This is a genomic window from Microlunatus spumicola, from assembly GCF_039536445.1.
Lineage (GTDB): Bacteria > Actinomycetota > Actinomycetes > Propionibacteriales > Propionibacteriaceae > Microlunatus > Microlunatus spumicola.
The window spans coordinates 225,526-244,905 of sequence record NZ_BAAAYR010000001.1 but is presented as its reverse complement, the minus strand read 5'-3'; the positions used below and the strand labels follow the sequence as shown (position 1 = coordinate 244,905).

The 19,380-nt window shown below is 74.9% G+C and carries 21 protein-coding genes; 13 read left to right on the top strand and 8 right to left on the bottom strand.

Annotated features, from left to right (window positions below):
* Positions 1 to 80: 80 nt before the first annotated feature.
* Entirely contained in the window at positions 81 to 1,436 is a 1,356-nt protein-coding gene (locus tag ABD665_RS01110; RefSeq protein ID WP_204912628.1) for a DUF2254 family protein, read from the top strand.
* On the opposite strand, the gene ABD665_RS01105 is transcribed toward ABD665_RS01110, so the two are convergent.
* The 7 genes from ABD665_RS01105 to ABD665_RS01075 are packed head-to-tail and all read right to left on the bottom strand — an operon-like array spanning position 1,430 to position 7,362.
* Complete coding sequence (locus tag ABD665_RS01105; protein WP_344740765.1) at positions 1,430 to 2,704, bottom strand: ArsB/NhaD family transporter; 1,275 nt, start codon at positions 2,702 to 2,704, stop codon at positions 1,430 to 1,432. The genes ABD665_RS01110 and ABD665_RS01105 overlap by 7 nt on opposite strands.
* The gene (locus ABD665_RS01100) at positions 2,704 to 3,153 is read right to left on the bottom strand and encodes a CBS domain-containing protein (protein ID WP_204912629.1); all 450 of its coding nucleotides are present in this window, start codon (positions 3,151 to 3,153) and stop codon (positions 2,704 to 2,706) included. Before ABD665_RS01100 ends, ABD665_RS01105 begins: the two co-directional genes overlap by 1 nt.
* 4 nt (positions 3,154 to 3,157) lie before the next feature.
* The gene (locus ABD665_RS01095; protein ID WP_344740761.1) at positions 3,158 to 4,444 is read right to left on the bottom strand and encodes an APC family permease; all 1,287 of its coding nucleotides are present in this window, start codon (positions 4,442 to 4,444) and stop codon (positions 3,158 to 3,160) included.
* 56 nt (positions 4,445 to 4,500) lie between these two features.
* Positions 4,501 to 4,917 (bottom strand): arsenate reductase ArsC, encoded by a 417-nt coding sequence (locus ABD665_RS01090; RefSeq protein WP_344740759.1) that lies wholly within the window; start codon positions 4,915 to 4,917, stop codon positions 4,501 to 4,503.
* Positions 4,914 to 6,062: an ACR3 family arsenite efflux transporter gene (gene arsB / locus ABD665_RS01085; protein WP_344740757.1), complete on the bottom strand. Its 1,149-nt coding sequence runs from the start codon at positions 6,060 to 6,062 to the stop codon at positions 4,914 to 4,916. Before arsB ends, ABD665_RS01090 begins: the two co-directional genes overlap by 4 nt.
* A complete protein-coding gene (locus ABD665_RS01080) occupies positions 6,059 to 6,439 on the bottom strand; it encodes a metalloregulator ArsR/SmtB family transcription factor (RefSeq protein ID WP_204912630.1) in 381 nt (126 codons plus the stop codon). Before ABD665_RS01080 ends, arsB begins: the two co-directional genes overlap by 4 nt.
* Before the next feature lie 2 nt (positions 6,440 to 6,441).
* Positions 6,442 to 7,362, bottom strand: a complete 921-nt coding sequence (locus ABD665_RS01075) for an MmyB family transcriptional regulator (RefSeq protein WP_204912631.1) — start codon at positions 7,360 to 7,362, stop codon at positions 6,442 to 6,444.
* Positions 7,363 to 7,464: 102 nt separating this feature from the next.
* On the opposite strand from ABD665_RS01075, the gene ABD665_RS01070 reads away from it, so the two are divergent.
* A complete protein-coding gene (locus tag ABD665_RS01070; RefSeq protein WP_204912632.1) occupies positions 7,465 to 8,751 on the top strand; it encodes a Bcr/CflA family efflux MFS transporter in 1,287 nt (428 codons plus the stop codon).
* Here the strand turns inward: ABD665_RS01070 and ABD665_RS01065 are convergent.
* Positions 8,723 to 9,664, bottom strand: coding sequence for an EamA family transporter (locus ABD665_RS01065; RefSeq protein ID WP_204912633.1), 942 nt, complete (start codon positions 9,662 to 9,664; stop codon positions 8,723 to 8,725). The two genes, ABD665_RS01070 and ABD665_RS01065, sit on opposite strands and share 29 nt — an antisense overlap.
* An 89-nt stretch (positions 9,665 to 9,753) precedes the next feature.
* On the opposite strand from ABD665_RS01065, the gene ABD665_RS01060 reads away from it, so the two are divergent.
* From ABD665_RS01060 to ABD665_RS01010, 11 genes are all read left to right on the top strand, one after another.
* Entirely contained in the window at positions 9,754 to 10,893 is a 1,140-nt protein-coding gene (locus tag ABD665_RS01060) for a zinc-binding dehydrogenase (RefSeq protein ID WP_204912634.1), read from the top strand.
* Between the two features lie 45 nt (positions 10,894 to 10,938).
* Positions 10,939 to 11,343 carry a type II toxin-antitoxin system prevent-host-death family antitoxin gene (locus ABD665_RS01055; RefSeq protein ID WP_204912635.1) on the top strand — a complete coding sequence of 135 codons (405 nt, stop codon included), beginning with the start codon at positions 10,939 to 10,941 and terminating at the stop codon, positions 11,341 to 11,343.
* The gene (locus ABD665_RS01050) at positions 11,340 to 11,600 is read left to right on the top strand and encodes a type II toxin-antitoxin system RelE/ParE family toxin (protein ID WP_204912636.1); all 261 of its coding nucleotides are present in this window, start codon (positions 11,340 to 11,342) and stop codon (positions 11,598 to 11,600) included. Before ABD665_RS01055 ends, ABD665_RS01050 begins: the two co-directional genes overlap by 4 nt.
* The gene (locus ABD665_RS01045) at positions 11,597 to 12,772 is read left to right on the top strand and encodes a lycopene cyclase family protein (RefSeq protein ID WP_204912637.1); all 1,176 of its coding nucleotides are present in this window, start codon (positions 11,597 to 11,599) and stop codon (positions 12,770 to 12,772) included. The genes ABD665_RS01050 and ABD665_RS01045 overlap by 4 nt, the downstream gene beginning before the upstream one ends.
* Position 12,773: 1 nt before the next feature.
* Positions 12,774 to 13,607, top strand: coding sequence for a glucose 1-dehydrogenase (locus tag ABD665_RS01040; protein ID WP_204912638.1), 834 nt, complete (start codon positions 12,774 to 12,776; stop codon positions 13,605 to 13,607).
* Complete coding sequence (locus tag ABD665_RS01035) at positions 13,604 to 14,323, top strand: SDR family NAD(P)-dependent oxidoreductase (protein WP_204912639.1); 720 nt, start codon at positions 13,604 to 13,606, stop codon at positions 14,321 to 14,323. The genes ABD665_RS01040 and ABD665_RS01035 overlap by 4 nt, the downstream gene beginning before the upstream one ends.
* A gap of 22 nt (positions 14,324 to 14,345) precedes the next feature.
* Positions 14,346 to 15,482 (top strand): hypothetical protein, encoded by a 1,137-nt coding sequence (locus ABD665_RS01030; RefSeq protein ID WP_204912640.1) that lies wholly within the window; start codon positions 14,346 to 14,348, stop codon positions 15,480 to 15,482.
* A 111-nt stretch (positions 15,483 to 15,593) separates the two neighbouring features.
* A complete protein-coding gene (locus ABD665_RS01025; protein ID WP_204912641.1) occupies positions 15,594 to 16,616 on the top strand; it encodes an FUSC family protein in 1,023 nt (340 codons plus the stop codon).
* 10 nt (positions 16,617 to 16,626) lie between these two features.
* Positions 16,627 to 17,403: a PIG-L family deacetylase gene (locus ABD665_RS01020; protein WP_204912642.1), complete on the top strand. Its 777-nt coding sequence runs from the start codon at positions 16,627 to 16,629 to the stop codon at positions 17,401 to 17,403.
* 113 nt (positions 17,404 to 17,516) lie between these two features.
* Positions 17,517 to 18,164 (top strand): hypothetical protein, encoded by a 648-nt coding sequence (locus ABD665_RS01015; RefSeq protein WP_204912643.1) that lies wholly within the window; start codon positions 17,517 to 17,519, stop codon positions 18,162 to 18,164.
* Positions 18,161 to 19,366 (top strand): PrsW family glutamic-type intramembrane protease, encoded by a 1,206-nt coding sequence (locus ABD665_RS01010; RefSeq protein WP_204912644.1) that lies wholly within the window; start codon positions 18,161 to 18,163, stop codon positions 19,364 to 19,366. The genes ABD665_RS01015 and ABD665_RS01010 overlap by 4 nt, the downstream gene beginning before the upstream one ends.
* Positions 19,367 to 19,380: the final 14 nt, after the last annotated feature.

Genomic DNA, 19,380 nt, shown 5'->3' with positions numbered 1-19,380 from the left:
TCCACCCCGCACCTGCCGTAGCATCCGGGCGGGTCCGACCGGCTGCCGCGTGCGACGACCAGGCCGGAGGCCCGCCCCTCATGACCCCGTCGCTGCTCCGTGCCGTCCGCTGGGTCCAGGACGGCGTGCGCAACCAGCTGTGGCCGCTGCCGACCCTCGCGATCGTGCTGGCCGTGGTGCTCGGGATCCTGGTGCCGCTGCTCGACCTGCGCGTCGACCAGCACCTGCCCGCCGTGCTGGACACCGTCGTCTTCAACGGCGACCCGGGTGCCGCGCGGACCGTCCTCGACGCGGTCGCGAGCTCGCTGATCACGGTCACGTCGCTGACGTTCTCGTTGACCGTGGTGACGCTGCAGCTCGCCAGCAGCCAGTTCTCGCCGAGGCTGCTCCGCACCTTCACCCAGGACCTGTTCGTCCAGGTGACGCTGGGGATCTTCCTGGCCACGTTCACCTTCGCGCTCACCGTGCTGCGCTCGGTCCGCTCGCCGGACGAGGGCGGGACGGCCTTCGTCCCCCGCCTCGCCGTCACGCTGGCGTTCGTGCTGGCGCTGGCGAGCGTGGTCGCGCTCGTGCTCTTCCTCGCGCACCTCACCCGTCAGATCCGGGTCGAGACGATGCTGCTGCGGGTGCGGGAGGACGCGGCCTCCACGCTGGGCACCAACCTCGTCCGCCGCGACGCCTCCGACCCGACGTACGCCGTGCCCGCCCCTCCCCCGTCGGCGTCGGTGCTCCGAGCGTCCGGGTCGGGCTTCCTCACCGCGGTCGACCAGGACCGGCTGCTCCGGGCCGCGGTCGAGGCCGACGCGTGCGTGCTGGTCGGACGTCGGCCGGGCTCGTTCGTCGTGGAGGGGACGGTGCTCGGGCGCGCCTGGTCGTCGGACGACGGCCCGCTGGGCGGGGAGGCTCTCGACCGGCTCCGGCAGGCCGTGGCCAGGTCGGTGCGGCTCGGCGCGGAACGGACCGGCGCGCAGGACGTCGGCTACGGCTTCCGCCAGGTGACCGACATCGTGAACAAGGCGCTCTCCCCCGGCGTCAACGACCCGACGACGGCGGTCCACGGCCTCGGTCAGGCCTCGGCCCTCCTGGCCGCCGCGTCGGCCTACCGGCTCGGGCCGCTCGTCCTCGCCGACGACCAGGACCGTCCGCGCGTCGTGCTGGACCGGCCCACGCTGGCCGACCTGCTGGAGCTGGTGGTCGCGCAGCCGCGGGCGTACGGGGCGTCGGACCCCCAGGTCCTGGCCCGTCTCTACGGCCTCCTCGCCGACCTCGCGGTGCACGTGGACGACCAGGACCGCGCGGCGGTCGCGGACCAGCTGCGGCGGCTCGACGCCACCGTGGCCCGCCAGGACCTCGACGATGTGGAGTCCGCCCGGATGGCGGGGCTGGGCCGGGACGTGCGCGAGGCGCTCGCCGCAGGGCCCGGCGCCGCTCAGTAGCGCAGCAGGACGTACGGCGTGGCGATCGCCAGCGTCACCGCCGCGACCACCGAGCCGTACTTCGTGAACTCCCAGAACGAGATCGGGTGGCCGTTGCGCTTGGCGATGCCCGTGATCACCACGTTGGCGCTGGCGCCGATCGCCGTCGCGTTGCCGCCGAGGTCGGCGCCGAGCAGCAGCGACCACCACAGCCCCTCGTGCCCGGCCAGCGGTCCCTCCGCGGTGAGCTGCTGGACGACCGGCGCCATCGTGGCCACGTACGGGATGTTGTCGACCGCCGCCGACAGGACGGCCGATCCCCACAGCAGCAGCATCATCCCGCGCACCGGGCTGTCGCCGATCGCCGTCGCGAGCCCGGACGCCAGGTGGTCCACGGCTCCGGTCTTGACCAGGGACCCAACCAGGATGAAGAGCCCGGCGAAGAAGAGCAGCGTCTCCCACTCGATGTCGGCGAGGTAGGTCTCCGGGCTGAGGCCGCTGACGGCCACGAGGACCCCCGCACCCAGCAGCGCGACGACGGACGGCTCGAGGTGCAGCACCGGGTGCAGGCTGAAGGCGGCCAGCACGGCCGCCAGCACGACCAGGCTGCGCCGCAGGAGGCGCCCGTCACGGATCGCCTCGCGCTCGGTCAGCTCCATCACCTCGGCGACCTGCTCGGGGTCGGCCTCGAAGTCCCGTCGGAAGAGCACCCGGCAGAGGAGGACGAAGGCCACCAGCATCACGACGACGATCGGCGCCAGGTTGACCAGGAAGTCGTTGAAGGTGAAGCCGGCCCGGCTCGCGACGATGAGGTTGGGCGGGTCGCCGATGAGGGTCGACGTGCCGCCGATGTTCGAGGCCAGGGCCTCGGCGATGAGGAAGGGCACCGGCCGCACGCCGATCCGGTCGCACACCAGCAGGGTCACGGGGGCGATGAGCAGCACGGTGGTGACGTTGTCGAGCGCCGCCGACGCGACCGCCGTGATCACGCAGAGCAGGGCCATGACGCGGAACGGCCGGCCGCGGGCGCGCTTGGCCGCCCAGATCGCGACGTACTCGAACACCCCGGTCTGCCGCAGGACGCCGACGATCACCATCATCCCGAAGAGCAGGAAGACGACGTTCCAGTCGATCCCCGTCTCCTCGGAGAAGAAGGCGTCCTCCGGCGCGACGATCCCGACGGCGAGGACGATCCCGGCACCCGCGAGCGCCGCGACGACCCGGTTGACCTTCTCGGAGGCGATCAGCCCGTAGACGACGACGAAGACGACGACCGCGACCCACATCATCAGGTGAGGGGCGCGCAGATCAGCTCGAGCAGGTGGGAGGCGGTGACCACGCCCACGATCCGGCCCTGGTCGACCACCGCGCAGAGCGGGCTGCGCAGGCGCGCCATGACGGCCGCCAGCTCCAGCACGGTGTCGTCCACCTGCAGCACCGGGAGCTCCTGCGGGTGCTCGGGCAGCAGGTCGCCGACCTTCGCGGTCCGGAGGCGCTGGGCGATCTTGTCGGCCGCCTTCTCCCCCAGCACGCCGGCCAGCGAGGGGTCGCGCTGGATGTAGTCGGGCACGATGTACTGCACGACCTGCGACGCGGCCAGCACCGCCTTCGGCCGCCCGTCGGCCTCGGTCACCACCAGCCCGGGCAGCCGTCGCGACGACATCAGCCCCACCGCCTCCAGCGCCGGGTGGTCGACACCCACGACGGGGTACTCCTCCGCGATCTCTCCAGCACGCACCACCTCAACCTAACGGCGGACGCGAGGCACCTCCGGATGCCGGACGCCGCAGGACGGCGCGGACGACGACCCCGACGACCAGCACGCCGAGGCCGACGAGCACGCTGCCCGTCGGCAGGGACGCGACCAGGACGAGGCAGCCGACGAACCCCAGCGCGGCGAGCGGGCGACGCCACCGACGCGCGCGGCCCGGCAGCGTCCACGCGCTGGCGTTGGCGATCGCGTAGTAGACCAGCACGCCCGTGCTGGAGAAGCCGATCGCGCCGCGCAGGTCGGTGACGCAGACGAGGAGCACCACGACGCCGCCGAGGACGAGCTCGGCCCGGTGCGGCACCGCGAACCGCGGGTGCACGGCGGCGAGGAAGCGCGGGAGCTCGGCGTCGCGGGCCATGGCCAGCGTGGTCCGGCCGACACCCGCCATCGCGCTGAGCAGGACGCCGAGGCTCGCGGCCACGGCGCCCACGCGGACCAGCGGCGCGAGCGCGTCGAACCGGCCGGCCGCGACCGCGTCACGCAGCGGGGCCGGGCTGGCGGCGGTGCCGGCCGCGCCGAGGACGAGCAGCAGCGCCACGCCGACGAGCGCGTACGTGACGACGACGACCCCCAGGGCCAGCGGGACGGCGCGGCGGATCGTCCGGGCCGGGTCGCGGACCTCCTCGCCGAGCGTGGCGATCCGGGCGTAGCCGGCGAAGGCGAAGAACAGCAGCCCGGCCGCCTGGAGGACGCCGTACGGCCCGGTCCCGCCGAGCGGCGCGAGGCGGGCAGGGTCGGTGGCGCCGCCGCCGAAGGAGGCCACGAGGACGACCGCCAGCACGAGCAGCGTGACGCCGACGAGCACGCGGGTCAGCGCCGCGGTCTTGGCGACGCCGCGGTAGTTCACCGCGGTCAGGACCAGCGCGGCGACCACGGCGGCGACCCGCGGGTGCGCCGGCCAGGCGTACGCCCCGGCGGTGAGGGCCATCGCCGCGCAGCTCGCGGTCTTCCCGACCACGAAGCCCCACCCGGCGACGAAGCCCCACACCGGACCGAGCTGGCGGCGGCCGTAGACGTACGTGCCGCCTGCGAGCGGGTGGACCGCCGCCAGCTCGGCGCTCGAGGTGGCGTTGGCGTACGCGACGACGGCTGCGACGGCCAGGGCGAGGAGCAAGCCTGTGCCGGCGGCCGAGGCAGCGGGACCGAACGCGGCGAAGACGCCGGCGCCGAGCATGGCGCCCAGCCCGACCACCACGGCGTCGCGCAGCCCCAGCTCCCGCCGCAGCGCGGGGGCGACGGGCGGTACGGCGGAACCCACGGGCGCGACGCTCCCAGGCCCAGGTGAACGTTGGTGGTCGGGGCTGGTCGGGACCGTCAGGCCGGGACGAGCTCGGCGACGAGCTGCTCGACCCGTCGCCGGATCTCGTCGCGGATCGGGCGGACGGCCTCGACGCCCTGCCCGGCGGGGTCGTCGAGGACCCAGTCCTCGTAGCGCTTGCCCGGGTAGAAGGGGCAGGTGTCGCCGCAGCCCATGGTGACGACCACGTCGGAGGCGACCACGGCCTCGGTGGTGAGGACCTTCGGTCGCTCGGCGGTGATGTCGATGCCGACCTCGGCCATCGCCTGCACGGCGGCCGGGTTGACCTGGTCGGCCGGCTCGGAGCCCGCGGACCGCACCTCGACCGCGCCGTCGGACAGGGCCGTCAGGAAGGCCGCGGCCATCTGCGAGCGCCCGGCGTTGTGGACGCAGACGAACAGGACGCTGGGACGGTCGTTCGGGGACGCGCTCACGGGCGGGCTCCTCGGTCGGGGGCCGCGGGCAGCGGCGCGGCGGTGGTCGGGGCATTGGTCGGGGCGTTGGTCGGGGCGAACAGGCGGCGGCGCGCCCAGAGCGCGACGTAGACCAGGGCGACGAGGGCGGGGACCTCGATCAGAGGGCCGACGACCCCGGCGAGGGCCTGGCCCGACGTGACCCCGAAGGTCGCGATGGCGACGGCGATGGCGAGCTCGAAGTTGTTGCCCGCCGCCGTGAACGCCAGCGTGGTGGCCCGCGGGTAGCCGAGGCCGAGGGCGCGCCCGACGAGCAGGCTGACCGAGAACACGACCGCGAAGTAGACGAGCAGCGGCAGCGCGATGCGGGCGACGTGGCCGGGCTCGGAGGTGATGGTCCGGCCCTGCAGCGCGAACAGGACCACGATCGTGAACAGCAGCCCGTAGAGCGCCCAGGGCCCAATCCTCGGCAGCACCCGCTCCTCGTACGCCTCCCGCCCGAGACGGCGCTCGCCGAGCGTCCGGGTCAGGAAGCCGAGCACCAGCGGGATCCCGAGGAACACCAGCACGCTCGCGGTGATCGACCAGACGGAGAAGCCCGCCGAGGTGGTCGGCAGCCCCAGCCAGGCCGGCAGCACCTGCAGGTAGAACCAGCCCAGCGCGCCGAAGGCCACGACCTGGAACACCGAGTTGATCGCGACGAGCACGGCGGCGGCCTCGCGGTCCCCGCAGGCCAGGTCGTTCCAGATCAGCACCATGGCGATGCAGCGGGCCAGCCCGACGATGATCAACCCGGTGCGGTACTCGGGCAGGTCGGGCAGGAAGAGCCAGGCCAGGGCGAACATGAACGCCGGCGCGAACACCCAGTTGATCACCAGCGACGTGATCATCAGGCGCCGGTCCGCCACCACCCGGCCGGTCTCCGCGTAGCGGACCTTGGCCAGCACCGGGTACATCATCACGAGCAGCCCGACGGCGATCGGCAACGACACCGAACCCACCTTGACCGCGTCGAGGACCCCGGCGAGCCCGGGAACCACCCGGCCCAGGAGCAGCCCGAGCGCCATCGCCGCCAGGATCCACACGGGCAGGAACCGGTCGACGGTGGACAGCCGCGCGCGGGTCTCCTGCTCCCCCGCGACCAGCTCGGACGTCGGCGCGCTCACGCGCAGCGACCCGACGCCGAGGGGGTCCCGGCGACGGGCGCGATCAGGGCGGCGAGGTCGGCGAGCGCCTCGGGTCGGGCGCGGTAGTAGACCCACGTCCCGCGCTTCTCGCGGTCGAGCAGGCCGACGCCGTGCAGCACCTTGAGGTGGTGGCTGATGGTGGGCTGCGAGAGGTCGAAGCGGTCGTTGAGGTCGCAGACGCACGCCTCCCCGCCCTCGTGCGACGCCACCAGCGACAGCAGCCGCAGCCGCACCGGGTCGGCCAGCGCCTTCAGCAGCGACGCGACCTGCTCCGCCTGCGGCTGGCTGAGGGGCTCGCGTGAGAGCGGCGAGCAGCAGGCCACCGTCTCCACAGGGCTGAGCAGGAGCTGGGACATCGTCACCCGTCTATATTGACCGCTGTCGATGCGCTGGGCAAGCCGGTCTCGTCGGCCTCACGCGTCGCCGCCCACGACGCCAGCAGGTCGAGCGCGTGGGCCGTCGGCGAGCCGGGCTCGGCGGCGTACAGGGTGAGAGTGAAGCCCGGCGCCGAGAGCATGTCGACGCTCTCGTACGCCAGCACCAGCTCGCCGACCTCGTGGTGGCGGAACGTCTTGGTCCCCGCGCCGTGGGTCCGCACGTCCTGCGCGCTCCACCGGCGGCGGAAGGCGGGGCTGCGCGTGGACAGCACGCCGACGAGGTCGTGCAGGTCCTTGTCGTGCGGGTCACGGCCGGCCTCGGTGTGCAGGATCGCCACGCAGATGTCGGCGGCGCCCTCCCAGTCGGGGTAGAAGTCGTGCGCCGCGTCGAGGTCGAGGAAGGTGAAGCGGGCGAAGCTCGGCGTCCCGTTCGCGTTCGCGGCCGGCGAGCTGTAGACCGCTTCGTGCATCGCGCGACCGAGGTGGTTGGTCGCCAGCAGGTCCATGCGGCCGTTGCGGACCAGCGCCGGCGCGGTGAACCGGTCGAGGACCCACTGCAGGCCGGATGGCGGCGCCCAGGTCCGCCCGGGCCGGCGTCGCGGTCGTCGGCCGGCGAGGGTGCCGTCCGCCGCGTGCGCGAGGTCGAAGAGGTGCCCCCGCTCGGCGTCGTCCAGCTGGAGGGCCCGGGCGAGTGCGTCGAGCACCGAGGCCGACGCGCCGGCGATCGCGCCGCGCTCGAGCTTGGAGTAGTACTCGATGCTCACGCCCGCGAGCATCGCCACCTCGCCCCGGCGCAGCCCGGGGACGCGGCGTGCGCCGACCTCGGGCAGCCCGGCCTGGTGCGGGCTGACCTTGGCCCGCCGCGACGTGAGGAACTCGCGCACCTCGGCCCGGTTGTCCATGCGCCGACAGTAGGGCGGTCGCGGACCGGGAGGGACTCCCTGCCGGTACACCTCTCGGCAGTGACTTCCTCACCCCTCCGCCGCAGGGTTGGCTGGACCCCGATGACGCAGCAGCACGCCCCCGCGCCCGAGCGCGCCGGCTCCCCCAGCCCCCGACCGACCTCGACACCCGACGCGGCGCGTCAGCAGGTCGGGGCGGCGGTCGTCGCGACCGTCGTGTTCCTCACCGCGATCGCGCCCCTGGCCACCGACATGTACGTCCCCGCCTTCCCCCGCGTCGCCCGGGACCTGGGCGCGGGCGCGACCCAGGTGCAGCTGACGCTGACCACGTTCTTCGTCGGGATGGCCCTCGGGCAGCTCGTCGGCGGGCCCGTCTCGGACGCGCGCGGCCGGCGGCGGCCGCTGGTCGCGGCCGTCGTGGCGATGAGCGTGGCCTCGGTCGTGTGCGCGCTCACCCCGGGCATCGGCGTGATGATGGCCGCCCGGCTCGTCCAGGGCTTCGCCGGCGGGTGGGCCATGGTCATCGGACGCGCGGTGATCATCGACCTCGCCCGGGGCGCCCAGCTCGTCCGCGTGCTCAACGTCATCGCGGCGGTCGGCGGGGTCGCGCCGGTCCTCGGACCGCTGCTCGGCGCGGCCATCCTGCAGCTGTCGGACTGGCGCGTCTCCTTCTGGGTCGTCGCCGCCCTCGGCGTGGCGATGGCCGTCGCCGTGCTCGTCGCCGTCCCCGAGACGCTGCCGCCCGGTCGACGCCACGGCGGCGGGCTGCGGACGTTCGTGAGCGCCGGGCGCGAGGTCCTGCGGAACCGCCGCTACGTCGGCTACCTCGTCGTCGCCGGGTCGGCGATGGGAGCTCTGTTCGCTTACGTCGCGACCTCGGCCTTCGTGCTCCAGTCCATGAACGGGCTCTCCCCGGTCGCCTACTCGGTCGACTTCGCGGCCAACGCCGGCGGCATGACCCTGGCCGCCCTCGTCGCCGCCCGGCTCGCCGGCCGCGTCGCCACGCGGCCGGTGATCCTCGTGGGGCAGGTCGCAGCCCTGCTCGCCGGCGTGGGCATGCTGGTCGGCGCGCTGTGGTTCGGCACCCCGCTGCCGCTCGTGCTCGTCTGCTTCTTCGTGCTGATGGCCGCGCAGGGTCTCATCGGGCCCAACGGGGGCGCGCTCGCCGCCGCCGAGGTGCCCGAGCACCCCGGGACGGGCTCGGCCCTGCTCGGCTTCGTGCAGTGGGTCGCCGCGGGCACGATCGCCCCGCTCGCCGGCCTGGGCGGTGAGGGCACGGCCGTCCCGATGGCGGTGATCATGGTCCTCGGCGCGGCCGCGTCCATGATCGGCCTGCTGGTGCTCGCGCGGCCCGCGCGGGTCACTGCGGCGCCGGCGCCGGCTCCGTAGGGCGGCGACCCAGGCTGGCCACCGCAGCCAGGATCAGGACGCAGCCGGCCACGCCGGCCGGGGTCAGGCGTTCGCCCAGCAGCAGGACCGCGATCAGCACGGCGGTCACGGGCTCGACCAGCGTCGCGATCATCGCGGCCCCGCTGGCCGTGCTCCGCAGGCCCGTGAAGAACACGGCCCAGGCCACGGCCATCGTCACGACGCCGAGGTAGACGATGCCCCACCAGGACGCACCGTCGGTGGTGCCGACCTGCTCCCCGCGCAGCCGGGTCAGCAGCAGCCCGCCGGGCACGAGCACGACGGCCGCGACCACCATCACCGCGGTCGTCATGGTGAGCGTGTCGAGCCGGCGCGACAGCGTGCCCGAGACCTCGGCCGACAGCCCGTACGCCGCTCCCGAGGCGAGCGAGGCCAGCACGCCCAGGCCCGGGTGCGGACCCACGTCGCCCGCGCCGCCCGCCACGCTGACCAGCACCAGGCCGACGACGGCCGCCGCGACGGTGACCGCGCTGGCCGGGGCCGGGAGGCGGCGGCGCCGGACGCAGTCGAGCACCAGCAGCAGGACCGGCGCGAAGCCGAGGCAGACGACGGTCGCCACGCTGACGCCGGTGGCGACGACGCCGACGAAGAACAGCAGCTGGAACGCTGCGGTCAGGACCCCGACCACCCCGACCCGGCGCCACTGGCCGCGGGCCGCCGACCAGCGCTGCCGCACCCGGCCCGTGACGAGGAACGCGGCGACGAGGACCACGACCGCGACGGCCGCCCGGTAGGCGCTGATGGCCACCGGCCCGAGGCCCGAGGCCTCGTGCACCAGGCTCACACCGGGCCCGATCGTCCCCCAGATCACCCCGGCCAGGACGACCAGCAGCAGCCCGCGCACCCGCCCGGCTCCCTCCACCGGTGCCCGCACCGGTCCGTCCCACCGGCCCCGCGGACGGTCGGCGTCACCCTCGCACAGCCGCGGGCGGCCCCGGTCCGGCGACCGTCTAGCGTGCGGGCATGGTCAAGGCCGCCACCCTGCTCGCGCCCGGTCGGATCGAGGTCCGCGACTACCCGATGCCGGACCGGCTCGAGCCCGGCGCCGTGCTGCTGCGGATGATCGCCTCGGGCATCTGCGGCACGGACAAGCACACCTTCCGCGGCGAGAACGTCCAGTACGCCGGGACCGCGATGGAGCGGAGCACGCCCTTCCCGATCATCCAGGGCCACGAGAACGTCGGGGTCGTCGACGGGGTGGGCGACGGCGACGTCCGCGCGTACGACGGGAGCCTGCTGCAGGTCGGCGACCGCGTCGTCCCGGCGCCCAACGTGGCCTGCGGGCACTGCCGCAGCTGCCAGCGCGGTTTCCCCTACTACCTGTGCCGCAACCTGCGGAACTACGGCAACTCGATGAGCTCCGTCGAGGCCCCGCACCTCTTCGGCGGGTGGGCCGAGCACCTCTACCTCCACCCCCGGACCGCCGTGTTCCGGGTGCCGGAGTCGCTGCCCTCCGACGTCGCCGTGCTGACCGAGATCTTCGCGGTCACCCACAGCCTGGAGCGGGCGGCGGCCGTACGCCGGCCCGGCGGCTTCCTGCCCGGCGACACCGTGGCCGTCGTCGGCGTGGGGTCGCTGGGCATGGCCCACCTCGTCAAGGCGGCCCTGATGGGCGCGGGCCGCGTGATCGCCGTCGACCGGTCGGCCAAGCGGCTCGCCCTGGCCCGCCGGCTCGTCGACGCCGAGACGGTGCTCGCCGCCGGCGACGAGGTCGCCGAGGTCCGCGAGCTCACCGAGGGCGAGGGCGCCGACCTCGTCGTGAACGCCACCGGCTTCCCCGGCTCGTTCGCCTCCGCCCTGGGCATGGTCCGCGACGCGGGCACGATCGTCGAGGTCGGCGCCTTCGTCGACATGGGTCCGGAGGCGTTCAACCCGGCGGTGGTCTGCGGGCGCAGCCTCACGGTGATGGGCACGGGCGGGGAGGACCTCGCGGCCTACCCGGGCACGCTGGCCCTGATGGCCCGCCACGCCCACGAGGTGCCGTTCGCCGAGATGGTGTCGCACGCCTTCCCCGTCGCCGAGGCCGCGACCGCGCTGCTGACCTCGCTCGACGCGGAGCACGCCACCAAGGTGCTGGTCTCGGACGAGATCACCCGGCCCTGACGCGGGCCGCCGCCGTCTTCCGTAGGCATGGCTAGAATCATGGCCATGACGACGACGAGCCTGGCGGACGCCAAGAACCGGCTCAGCGAGCTGGTGGCCTCCGCGGAGACCACGCACGAGCGCACGGTGGTGACCAAGAACGGTCGCCCCGCCGCGGTGCTCATGTCGGTCGACGACCTCGCGTCGCTCGAGGAGACGCTCGCCCTGCTGTCCGAGCGGGACGCGCTCGTCGACCTCGCGGAGAGCAGGATCACCACGAGGCACGGGCTCTTCCACGCGGAGGACGAGATCTGCGACGGCACGCACACGTTCTCCACGGAGGAGTCGGAGCGTCGCCTGGTGGCGCGGATGGGGCGGGAGGCGTACGACGCCGCGCGGGCCGCCGTCCGGGCCGACCTGCTCGCCTCGCCCGACGCCGCCGTGCGCGAACGGGCCGCCGAGCACGAGTGAGCTGGTCGGTCGAGATCTCCCCCGCCGCCCGACGTTCGCTGAAGCGGTTGCCCGAGAAGGTGCGTGACGCCGTGCTGGCCTTCGTCCACGGTCCCCTCACGCAGGACCCGCACCGCGTCGGCACGCCGCTCGAGCGTCAGCTCGCGGGGCTGCACTCCGCCCGCCGCGGCTCCTACCGCGTCGTCTACCGGATCGTCGACGAGCGGGTGCTCGTCCAGGTCGTCACCGTCGGCCCGCGCAGCGACGTGTACCGGTGAGCGCCGACCGGCACGTCGCCGTCCTCGGGCTCGGACCCGCCGGCCGCGCGGTCGCCAGCCGTCTCGCGGCCGCCGGCGTGACCGTGACGGCGGTCGACCCGCACCCGGAACGGCGCTGGACCCCGACGTACGCGGCATGGGAGGACGAGCTGCCGGGCTGGTTGCCGCGTGCAGTCGTCGCCACCCGCACACCGCACGCGCGGGCCTGGGCCGGGCGCGAGCACCGGCTGGACCGGACCTACGTCGTGCTCGACACCCCCGGGCTCCAGGACGCCCTCCACCTCACGGGCGTGGACGTCGTGGCGGGTTCCGTGACCGCGGCGGACGCGCACCGCGTGACCCTCGCCGACGGGACCGCGATCACGGCCGACCTGGTGCTCGACGCCCGCGGCACCCGCCTCGGCGCCGACCGGGCGGCGCAGACCGCGTACGGGCTCGTGCTGCCGCACGAGCGCGCGGCGCCGGCTGGCGGACCGTGGTTCATGGACTGGCGGCGCGACCACGGGGCGGGGCCGGGCGCGGTGCCGTCCTTCCTCTACGCCGTCCCCCTGGACGCCGGGCACACCCTGCTCGAGGAGACCTGCCTCGTGGGCCGCCCCGCGCTCGGGCTCGACGAGCTGCGCCGGCGCCTGGAGCACCGGCTCGCGGCGCGCGGCGTGGTCCTGCACGGCGACGAGCGCGTCGAGCGGGTCCGGTTCAGCGTTGAGGCCGACCCCCAGACCCCGCGGGCGTCGCGGCGTGCGCCCGTCGGCCGGCCGGTCGCCCTCGGCGCGCGGGCCGGCGTGATGCACCCGGCCACCGGCTACAGCGTGGCCGTCTCGCTGCGGCTGGCCGACGAGGTGGCGCGGGCCGTCGCGGCGGGCGGGGACGCCCAGGACGTCTGGGACGTGCTGTGGCCGGCGTCCGCGCGCCGGGTGCAGCAGCTGCGCGAGATGGGCCTGACCACCCTGCTGCGGCTGCCCGCGGACGGGGTCGAGCGGTTCTTCGCCGCCTTCTTCGCGCTCCCGGCCGCGCTGCAGCGCGCCTACCTCTCGGACCGCAGCGACCCCGCGGGGACGCTGCGGGCCATGGCGCGGATGGCCCGGACGCTCCCGGCGGGACTCACCGCGGTGGCCGTCGGCTCGGCCCTGCCACGATGGCCCCGACGGGGTGGACGGACGGAAGGGGCTTGAGATGGAGCTGGACCTGAGCGGGCGCGTGGTCGTCGTGACCGGCGCCGCGCGCGGCATCGGACGGGTGATCGCGGAGACGTTCGTCCGCGAACGCTCCGTGGTCGTCGGCGTCGACGTCACCGCGGACGGCCTTGCGTGGCTGGACGACGCGCGGGCCGCCGCCGGGCTCGACGGGGCCGGGCTGGCCTGCGACGTGACCGACGGGCCCGCCACGCGGGCGCTCGCCGACGAGGTCGTGGCCCGGTTCGGGCGGATCGACGTGCTGGTCAACAACGCCGGCATCAACGTCGAGGGCCGCATCGAGGACCTCGACGACGACGCCTGGGACCGCTGCTTCGCCGTCAACGTCGGCGGGGTGTTCAAGATGTGCCGGGCCGTGGCGCCCGCGATGAAGGCGCAGGGGTCCGGCCGGATCGTCAACGCCGCCTCCTTCGCGGCGATCGTGCCGAGCGTCGGGGCCGGCGCGTACGCGGCGTCCAAGTCGGCCGTCGTCCAGCTCACCCGCACGCTGGCCGGCGAGCTCGGCCCGTGGGGGATCACGGCCAACGCGTACGCGCCGGGGATGATCCCGACGGCGATGAACGGCTTCGCGGACATGCCGGCCGCCACGCAGGGCCGGCTCCTGGACACCCTGACGCTGCGGCGGTGGGGCGACCCGCAGGAGGTCGCCGACGCCGTCGTCTTCCTGGCCAGCGACGCCGCGCGCTACGTCACCGGGACGCTGCTCGACGTGAGCGGCGGCAAGCTCGCCACGCAGCTGCCGCAGAAGGCGTACGAGCTCCCGGACGCGCCCGGCCGGGACCGGGCCGCCGCGGGCGAGGGGCGGCAGGCGTGAGCGGCCGGGTGCTCTGGGTGACCGGGGCCGGCAGCGGCATGGGTCGGGCGAGCGCTCTCGCGGCGGGCCGGGCCGGGCGCCGGGTGGCGCTGAGCGGCCGCCGCGAGGACGCGCTGGTGGAGACCGCGCAGCTCGTGGCCGACGCGGGCGGCGAGGCGCTCGTCGTCCCGCTCGAGGTCACGGACGCGGCGGCCGTCGGGCAGGCGCGCCGCGACATCGCCGAGCGGTGGGGCGGCGTCGACGACCTCGTGCTCGCCGCCGGGCTGAACAACCCCCGCCGGACGTGGGCGGACCAGAGCGTCGACGTGTTCGCCGAGGTCGTCGCGACGAACCTCACCGGGGTCGTCACCGTCGTCGACGCCGCCCTGACGGACCTGCGCGCGGCCGGCGGGCAGGTCGTCGTCGTGTCCTCCTACTCCGGCTGGCGCTTCTCGCCCGGCGCCGGCGTCGCCTACTCGGCCAGCAAGACGGCGCTCACCGCCGTGTGCCAGACGCTGAACGCCCAGGAGGCCGGTCACGGCGTCCGCGCCTGCCACCTCTGTCCCGGCGATGTCGACACCGACTTCCTGCGCCTCCGGCCGAACGTCCCGGACGCCGAGGCCCGGGCGGTGATGCTCTCGCCCGACGACGTGGCCCGGGCGGTCCAGTTCGTCCTCGACTCCCCCGCCCACGTGCGCATCGACGAGCTCGTGATCAGCCCCGTGTCGCAGACCTGACCGTCTCGCTAGGTTTCTCCGCGTGAGCCCGCTGTCCTGGCTGCGCCGGCACGACCCCGGTCTCCGGGCGCTCCGCCGCGCGGGGCGGGTGGCGATCGTCATGCCGCTGCTCTTCGCCTTCGGGGCGCGGGTCGTCGGGAACGCCGACGTGGCCACGTTCGCGGCGTTCGGGTCCTTCGCCCTGCTGCTGCTGGTCGACGTCAACGGCTCGCGCTCGGAGCGCGTGCTCGGCATCGCCTGGCTGGCCGTGGTCGGCTCGCTGCTGGTGGGCCTCGCCACGGTCGTGTCCCGGCAGCCGGTGCTGGCCGCGCTGACCATGGCGGTGGTCGGGTGCGTGGTCCTTTTCGTCGGGGTGGTCAGCTCCGAGCTCGCCGGGGCGTCGACCGCCCTGCTGCTCGCCTTCGTGCTCCCGGTCGCCACGCCGGGACCGCTGGAGTCCATCCCCTGGCGGATGGCCGGCTGGCTGCTGGCCGCCGCGGTGGCGGCCGTCGCCGTCGCGTTCTGGTGGCCGGCCCCGCCGCGGAGCCCGCTGCGCGGCCCGTCGGCCCGCACCTGCCGCCTCTTCGCCGAACGGCTCGTCGCCGACCGCCGGGTCGCGGCCGGGGAGCTGACCGGCGCGGAGCGGGACGAGGTCAGCGACCGGCTGAGGTCCGCGTACACCGGCCTGCGCGACGCCTTCTACGCGACCCCGAACCGGCCCACCGACCTCGGCACGTCCTCCCGGATCCTCGTCCGGCTGGTCGACGAGCTCGGCTGGCTGCTGACCGTGGACGAGCAGTCGCCCCCGGTCGGGCCTGCGCAGCGCGTGGACGCCCGCGTCGTCGCCGTCTGGGACGCGTCCGTCGGCGCCCTGCAGGTGGCCGCCGACGAGCTGGACGCCATGAGCCACGGGGCGTTGGGGCGTGCGGACGACGGCGAGGCCCGGCTGCGGGAGGCCCTGGATGCGCTCCGGCAGGCAGTCGACGTGCTCGAGTCCAGCGCCGAGGACCTGCCGCTCGGGGGGCTCGGCGAGGACGCCGGGGCGGTCGACGCGCTGGAGCCGACCTTCCGGGCCCAGGAGGTCGCGTTCGCGGTCATGGAGGTCACCCGGAACGTGGCGCGCGCGCTCCAGGCCGAGCGGCGGCCGTGGCTGCGCCGGGTCCTGGGGCGCGACCCTTAGGGCACGGGCGGCGTCCTCGGCACCGCCCTCGACCGGGCGCGGACCCACCTCGACCCGCACTCGGTCTGGCTCCACAACAGCGTCCGCGGCGGCGTCGCCCTCGGCGCGGCGGTGCTCGTCGCCGACCTCTCGGGGCTGCAGCACTCGTTCTGGGTGGTGCTCGGCACGCTCTCGGTGCTGCGCTCGAACGCGCTCAGCACCGGGCAGACCGTGCTCCGCGGGATCGCCGGCACGGTCGTGGGCATCGTCGTCGGCGGCGTGCTCGTCACCCTCGTCGGGACGAACGAGGCGGTGCTCTGGGCGCTGCTGCCGGTGTCGATCCTCGTCGCCGGCCTGGCCCCGGCGGCGATCTCGTTCGCGGCGGGGCAGGCGGCCTTCACGCTGACCCTGACGATCTTCTTCAACATCGTCGCGCCGGTCGGCTACCGGATCGGGCTCGTACGGATCGAGGACATCGCGATCGGCTGCGCGGTGAGCCTCGTCTTCGGGGCGCTGTTCTGGCCGCGCGGCGCGGCCTCCGCCCTGGGCCGGGCGCTCTCCGAGGCGTACGCGACGACGGGGCTCTACCTGGCCCGCGCCGTCCGCTACGGGGTCGCCCGGTGCGAGCGGGGCGTCCCGTCGCTGCCCCGGCCGGTGCTCGAGTCGACCCAGGCCGCGGCGGCCGCGCGGCGGCTGGACGACGCCTTCCGGGAGTACCTCGCCGAGCGCGGCCGCAAGCAGTCCGACCTGGCCGGCGTCGCCGCCCTGGTCACCGGCGTGGTGGCGCCACGGCTCGTGGCCGACGCCGTGCTGGCGCTGTGGGAGCACGAGGACGGCTCGCTCGGCGGCGACCGTTCCGCGGCGGGGCGCGAGCTCGGGCAGGACGCCGACGCGGTGGCCGGCTGGTACGCACGCCTCGGCGAGGCCCTCGCCGGCGGCGCCCCGCCGCCTGCCGTCGCCGCCCGGGACGTCGCCCGTGACGACCGCCTCGTCGAGGCCGTGCGGCGCGACCTCGAGGGCCGCGCCGGCACGGCGAGCCCGACCGGCGTCCGCATGATCTGGACGGGCGACCACCTCGACGCCCTGCGGCGCCTCCAGCCCGCCCTGCTGGAGCCCGCCGCGGACCTGGCCGGCACGGCGCGCGCCGCGACCTAGGGTGTCGGGCGTGACCGAGCAAGCCGGGCCCGCCCAGCCGCAACGCGACCCCCTCGCCTGGGCCGAACCTCTCCCCGACGCCGAGGTGGAGCGCGCCCTCGTCGTGGCCGCGCACCCCGACGACGCCGACTTCGGCTCCGCGGGCACCATCGCCGGCTGGGTCGACGCCGGCATCGCCGTCACCCTGCTCCTGTGCACCAGGGGTGAGCAGGGCGGGTTCGACGACACGCCCCGGGACCAGATGCCGCTGCTCCGCGAGCGCGAGCAGCGCGCGGCCTCCGCAGAGCTGGGCGTCACCGACGTCCGGTTCCTCGACGGCCACAGCGACGGCTGGCTCGAGCCGAGCTGGGACCTGCAGCACCAGATCGTCCGGGTGCTGCGCCAGGTGCGGCCGCAGCGGGTGCTGTGCCAGTCCCCCCAGCGCATGCTGCAGCGGCTGCAGGCGTCGCACCCCGACCACCTCGCCGCGGGCGAGGCCACGGTGCGCGCCGTCTACCCCGCCTCGGAGAACCGCTTCGCCTGGCCCGAGCTGCTCGACGAGGGCCTGGAGCCGTGGAAGGTCACCGAGCTCTGGCTGATGGCCCACCCGGAGACCTCCGAGGTCGTCGACATCACCGACCGGTTCGACCGCAAGGTCGCGGCGCTGCGGGCGCACGTCTCGCAGACCGCGCACCTCGGCGACGGGCTGGAGACGATGCTCCGCGGCTGGAACGAGGGCAACGCGACCCGGGCCGGCCTCGCCCACGGCCGGCTCGCCGAGACGTTCGCGGTGTCCCGCATCAACTGAACCTCCCCTGCCGCGCTCAACTCCGGGCCCGCGACGAGGATCTGACGGCCCTCGCCGTTACTCTCGCAGCCACCAGCGGGGCAGTCGTCCTGCGCGACCCGAGAAGGTGGCTCGTGCCAGCACTCGAGCAGCAGAGGCTTTCCGTGGCGCCGGAGGGGTGGGTGCCGGTCGAGCGACGGTGGCTGGGTCTGGACCGGGGGACGCTGCGGCCGGCCGCGGTCGTCCTCGCCGTCGCCGTCCTCATGATCTTCGTCGTCCCCGCGGTGGACCGGGCGGTGCCGGCCGGGCGCCCGGTCGTGCCGGGCGAGGTGCTGGCCCTGGACGGGGGCGTGGGCTTCGCGCCCGCCACGGGCTGGGACGTGGTCGACGGGGTGAGGCTGGGCGACCCGACGCGCTCGGGCGACTACCCGAGCACGGCGTCGGTGGTGGCGGACGCGGTGTCCTTCGGCGTGACCACGGCGAAGTTCGCCGGCTCCCCGCAGCAGCTGCTGACCCAGGTCGAGGGCCTCCAGGAGCGTACGGGTGCCGGGCGTGGACCTCAGGTGGTCGGGGACCCGAGGCCGGTGCGTACGGCGGCCGGGCAGGACGGGGTCATGACCGAGACCCGCAGCGCCACCACCACCGGTCTGATCGCGGCCTTCGTCATCGACGGCACCGGCGTCGAGGTCGTCGTCTCCGGCCCACGCGACGCCGGGACCGGCCGTGCCGCGGACGTCACCACCATGGTCGAGAGCATCGCTCCCCTGGGGGAGAGCCGATGACCACCGCACTCCCGGAGCCGGGCACCGGGGCGAGCCCCGCTGCACCGCCGACCCTGACCGACGTCGCCGTCGAGCGCCTGCGGGTCGTGCGCGAGTCGGGGTGGGGTGCCCCGGTGCGCTTCGTCCAGCCCCGCAACGCCGCCTTCTGGGTGTACGTCGCGCTCGTCGGCTTCGGCCTGTCGGTGATCCTGCGCTACCTGTCGAACGCGAGCGTGGTCTACGGGACCCCGATCACCGTCGCCGTGGTGCTGTTCGCCCTCTACGGAGGGTTGTTCTGGTGGTTCACCCAGCACATCGACCGCTACGCCCACCTGCCCCGCAAGCTCCTCGTCATCGCCTTCTTCTGGGGCGGTTTCGGGGCCATCATCATGGCCTCGTACGCGAACTCGCCGATCCTGTCGCTGCTCGGCAAGGCGTTCGGCCTCTCGTGGGCGAGCGACTGGGGTGCCGGGATCGCCGCCCCGATCGACGAGGAGCTGGCGAAGGGCCTGGGTCTGCTGCTGCTGATCGCGCTGGCGAGCCGCGCGGTCTCGACCGCGTTCGACGGGTTCATCCTCGGCGCGTTCATCGGGCTCGGGTTCCAGATCGTCGAAGACCTCACCTACGCGGTCGCCGCGGCGGGGAAGGGATTCGGTGCCGACCCGTCCGGGAGCGTCCTGCAGCTCGTCGAGGTGCGTGCCGTGTTCGGCCTGGGGGCGCACATCGCCTACAGCGCGATCTTCTGCACGGGGCTGGTGCTCTTCCTCGGCCGGCCGGGTCAGCCGCGGCGGGTCGGCGCCGGTCTCGGGCTGATGCTGACCGCGATGCTCCTGCACGGGGTCTGGGACAACTCCGGTGGGATCCTCGGTCCGGCCATCGGCTTCGCGCTCGTCGCCTGGGTGCTCCTGACGGCCCTCACCCTCGTGATCGTGGTCCGCGTCTTCCGTCGCACCGTGGGGGTGGAGCGCGCCTACATGCGGGCGGTTCTCGCTCCTGAGGTCGAGTCCGGGACCATCACCGCCGAGGAGGCGGGAGCGCTCGCGGGCGACGGCAGGGCACGCAGGGCCTACCGCCGCGTGGCCCAGGACCGTGGACGGCGTCGGCTCGTGCTGATGGCTGCGCACGACCTCGCCGACGAGCTCGGTTCGGCGAACGGGGCGGAGAGCGACCGTGTGCGGTTCGCCCGCGACGAGCTGGCCCGCGTCCGTTCCCAACCGGTCTAGGGCGCACCGGCCGG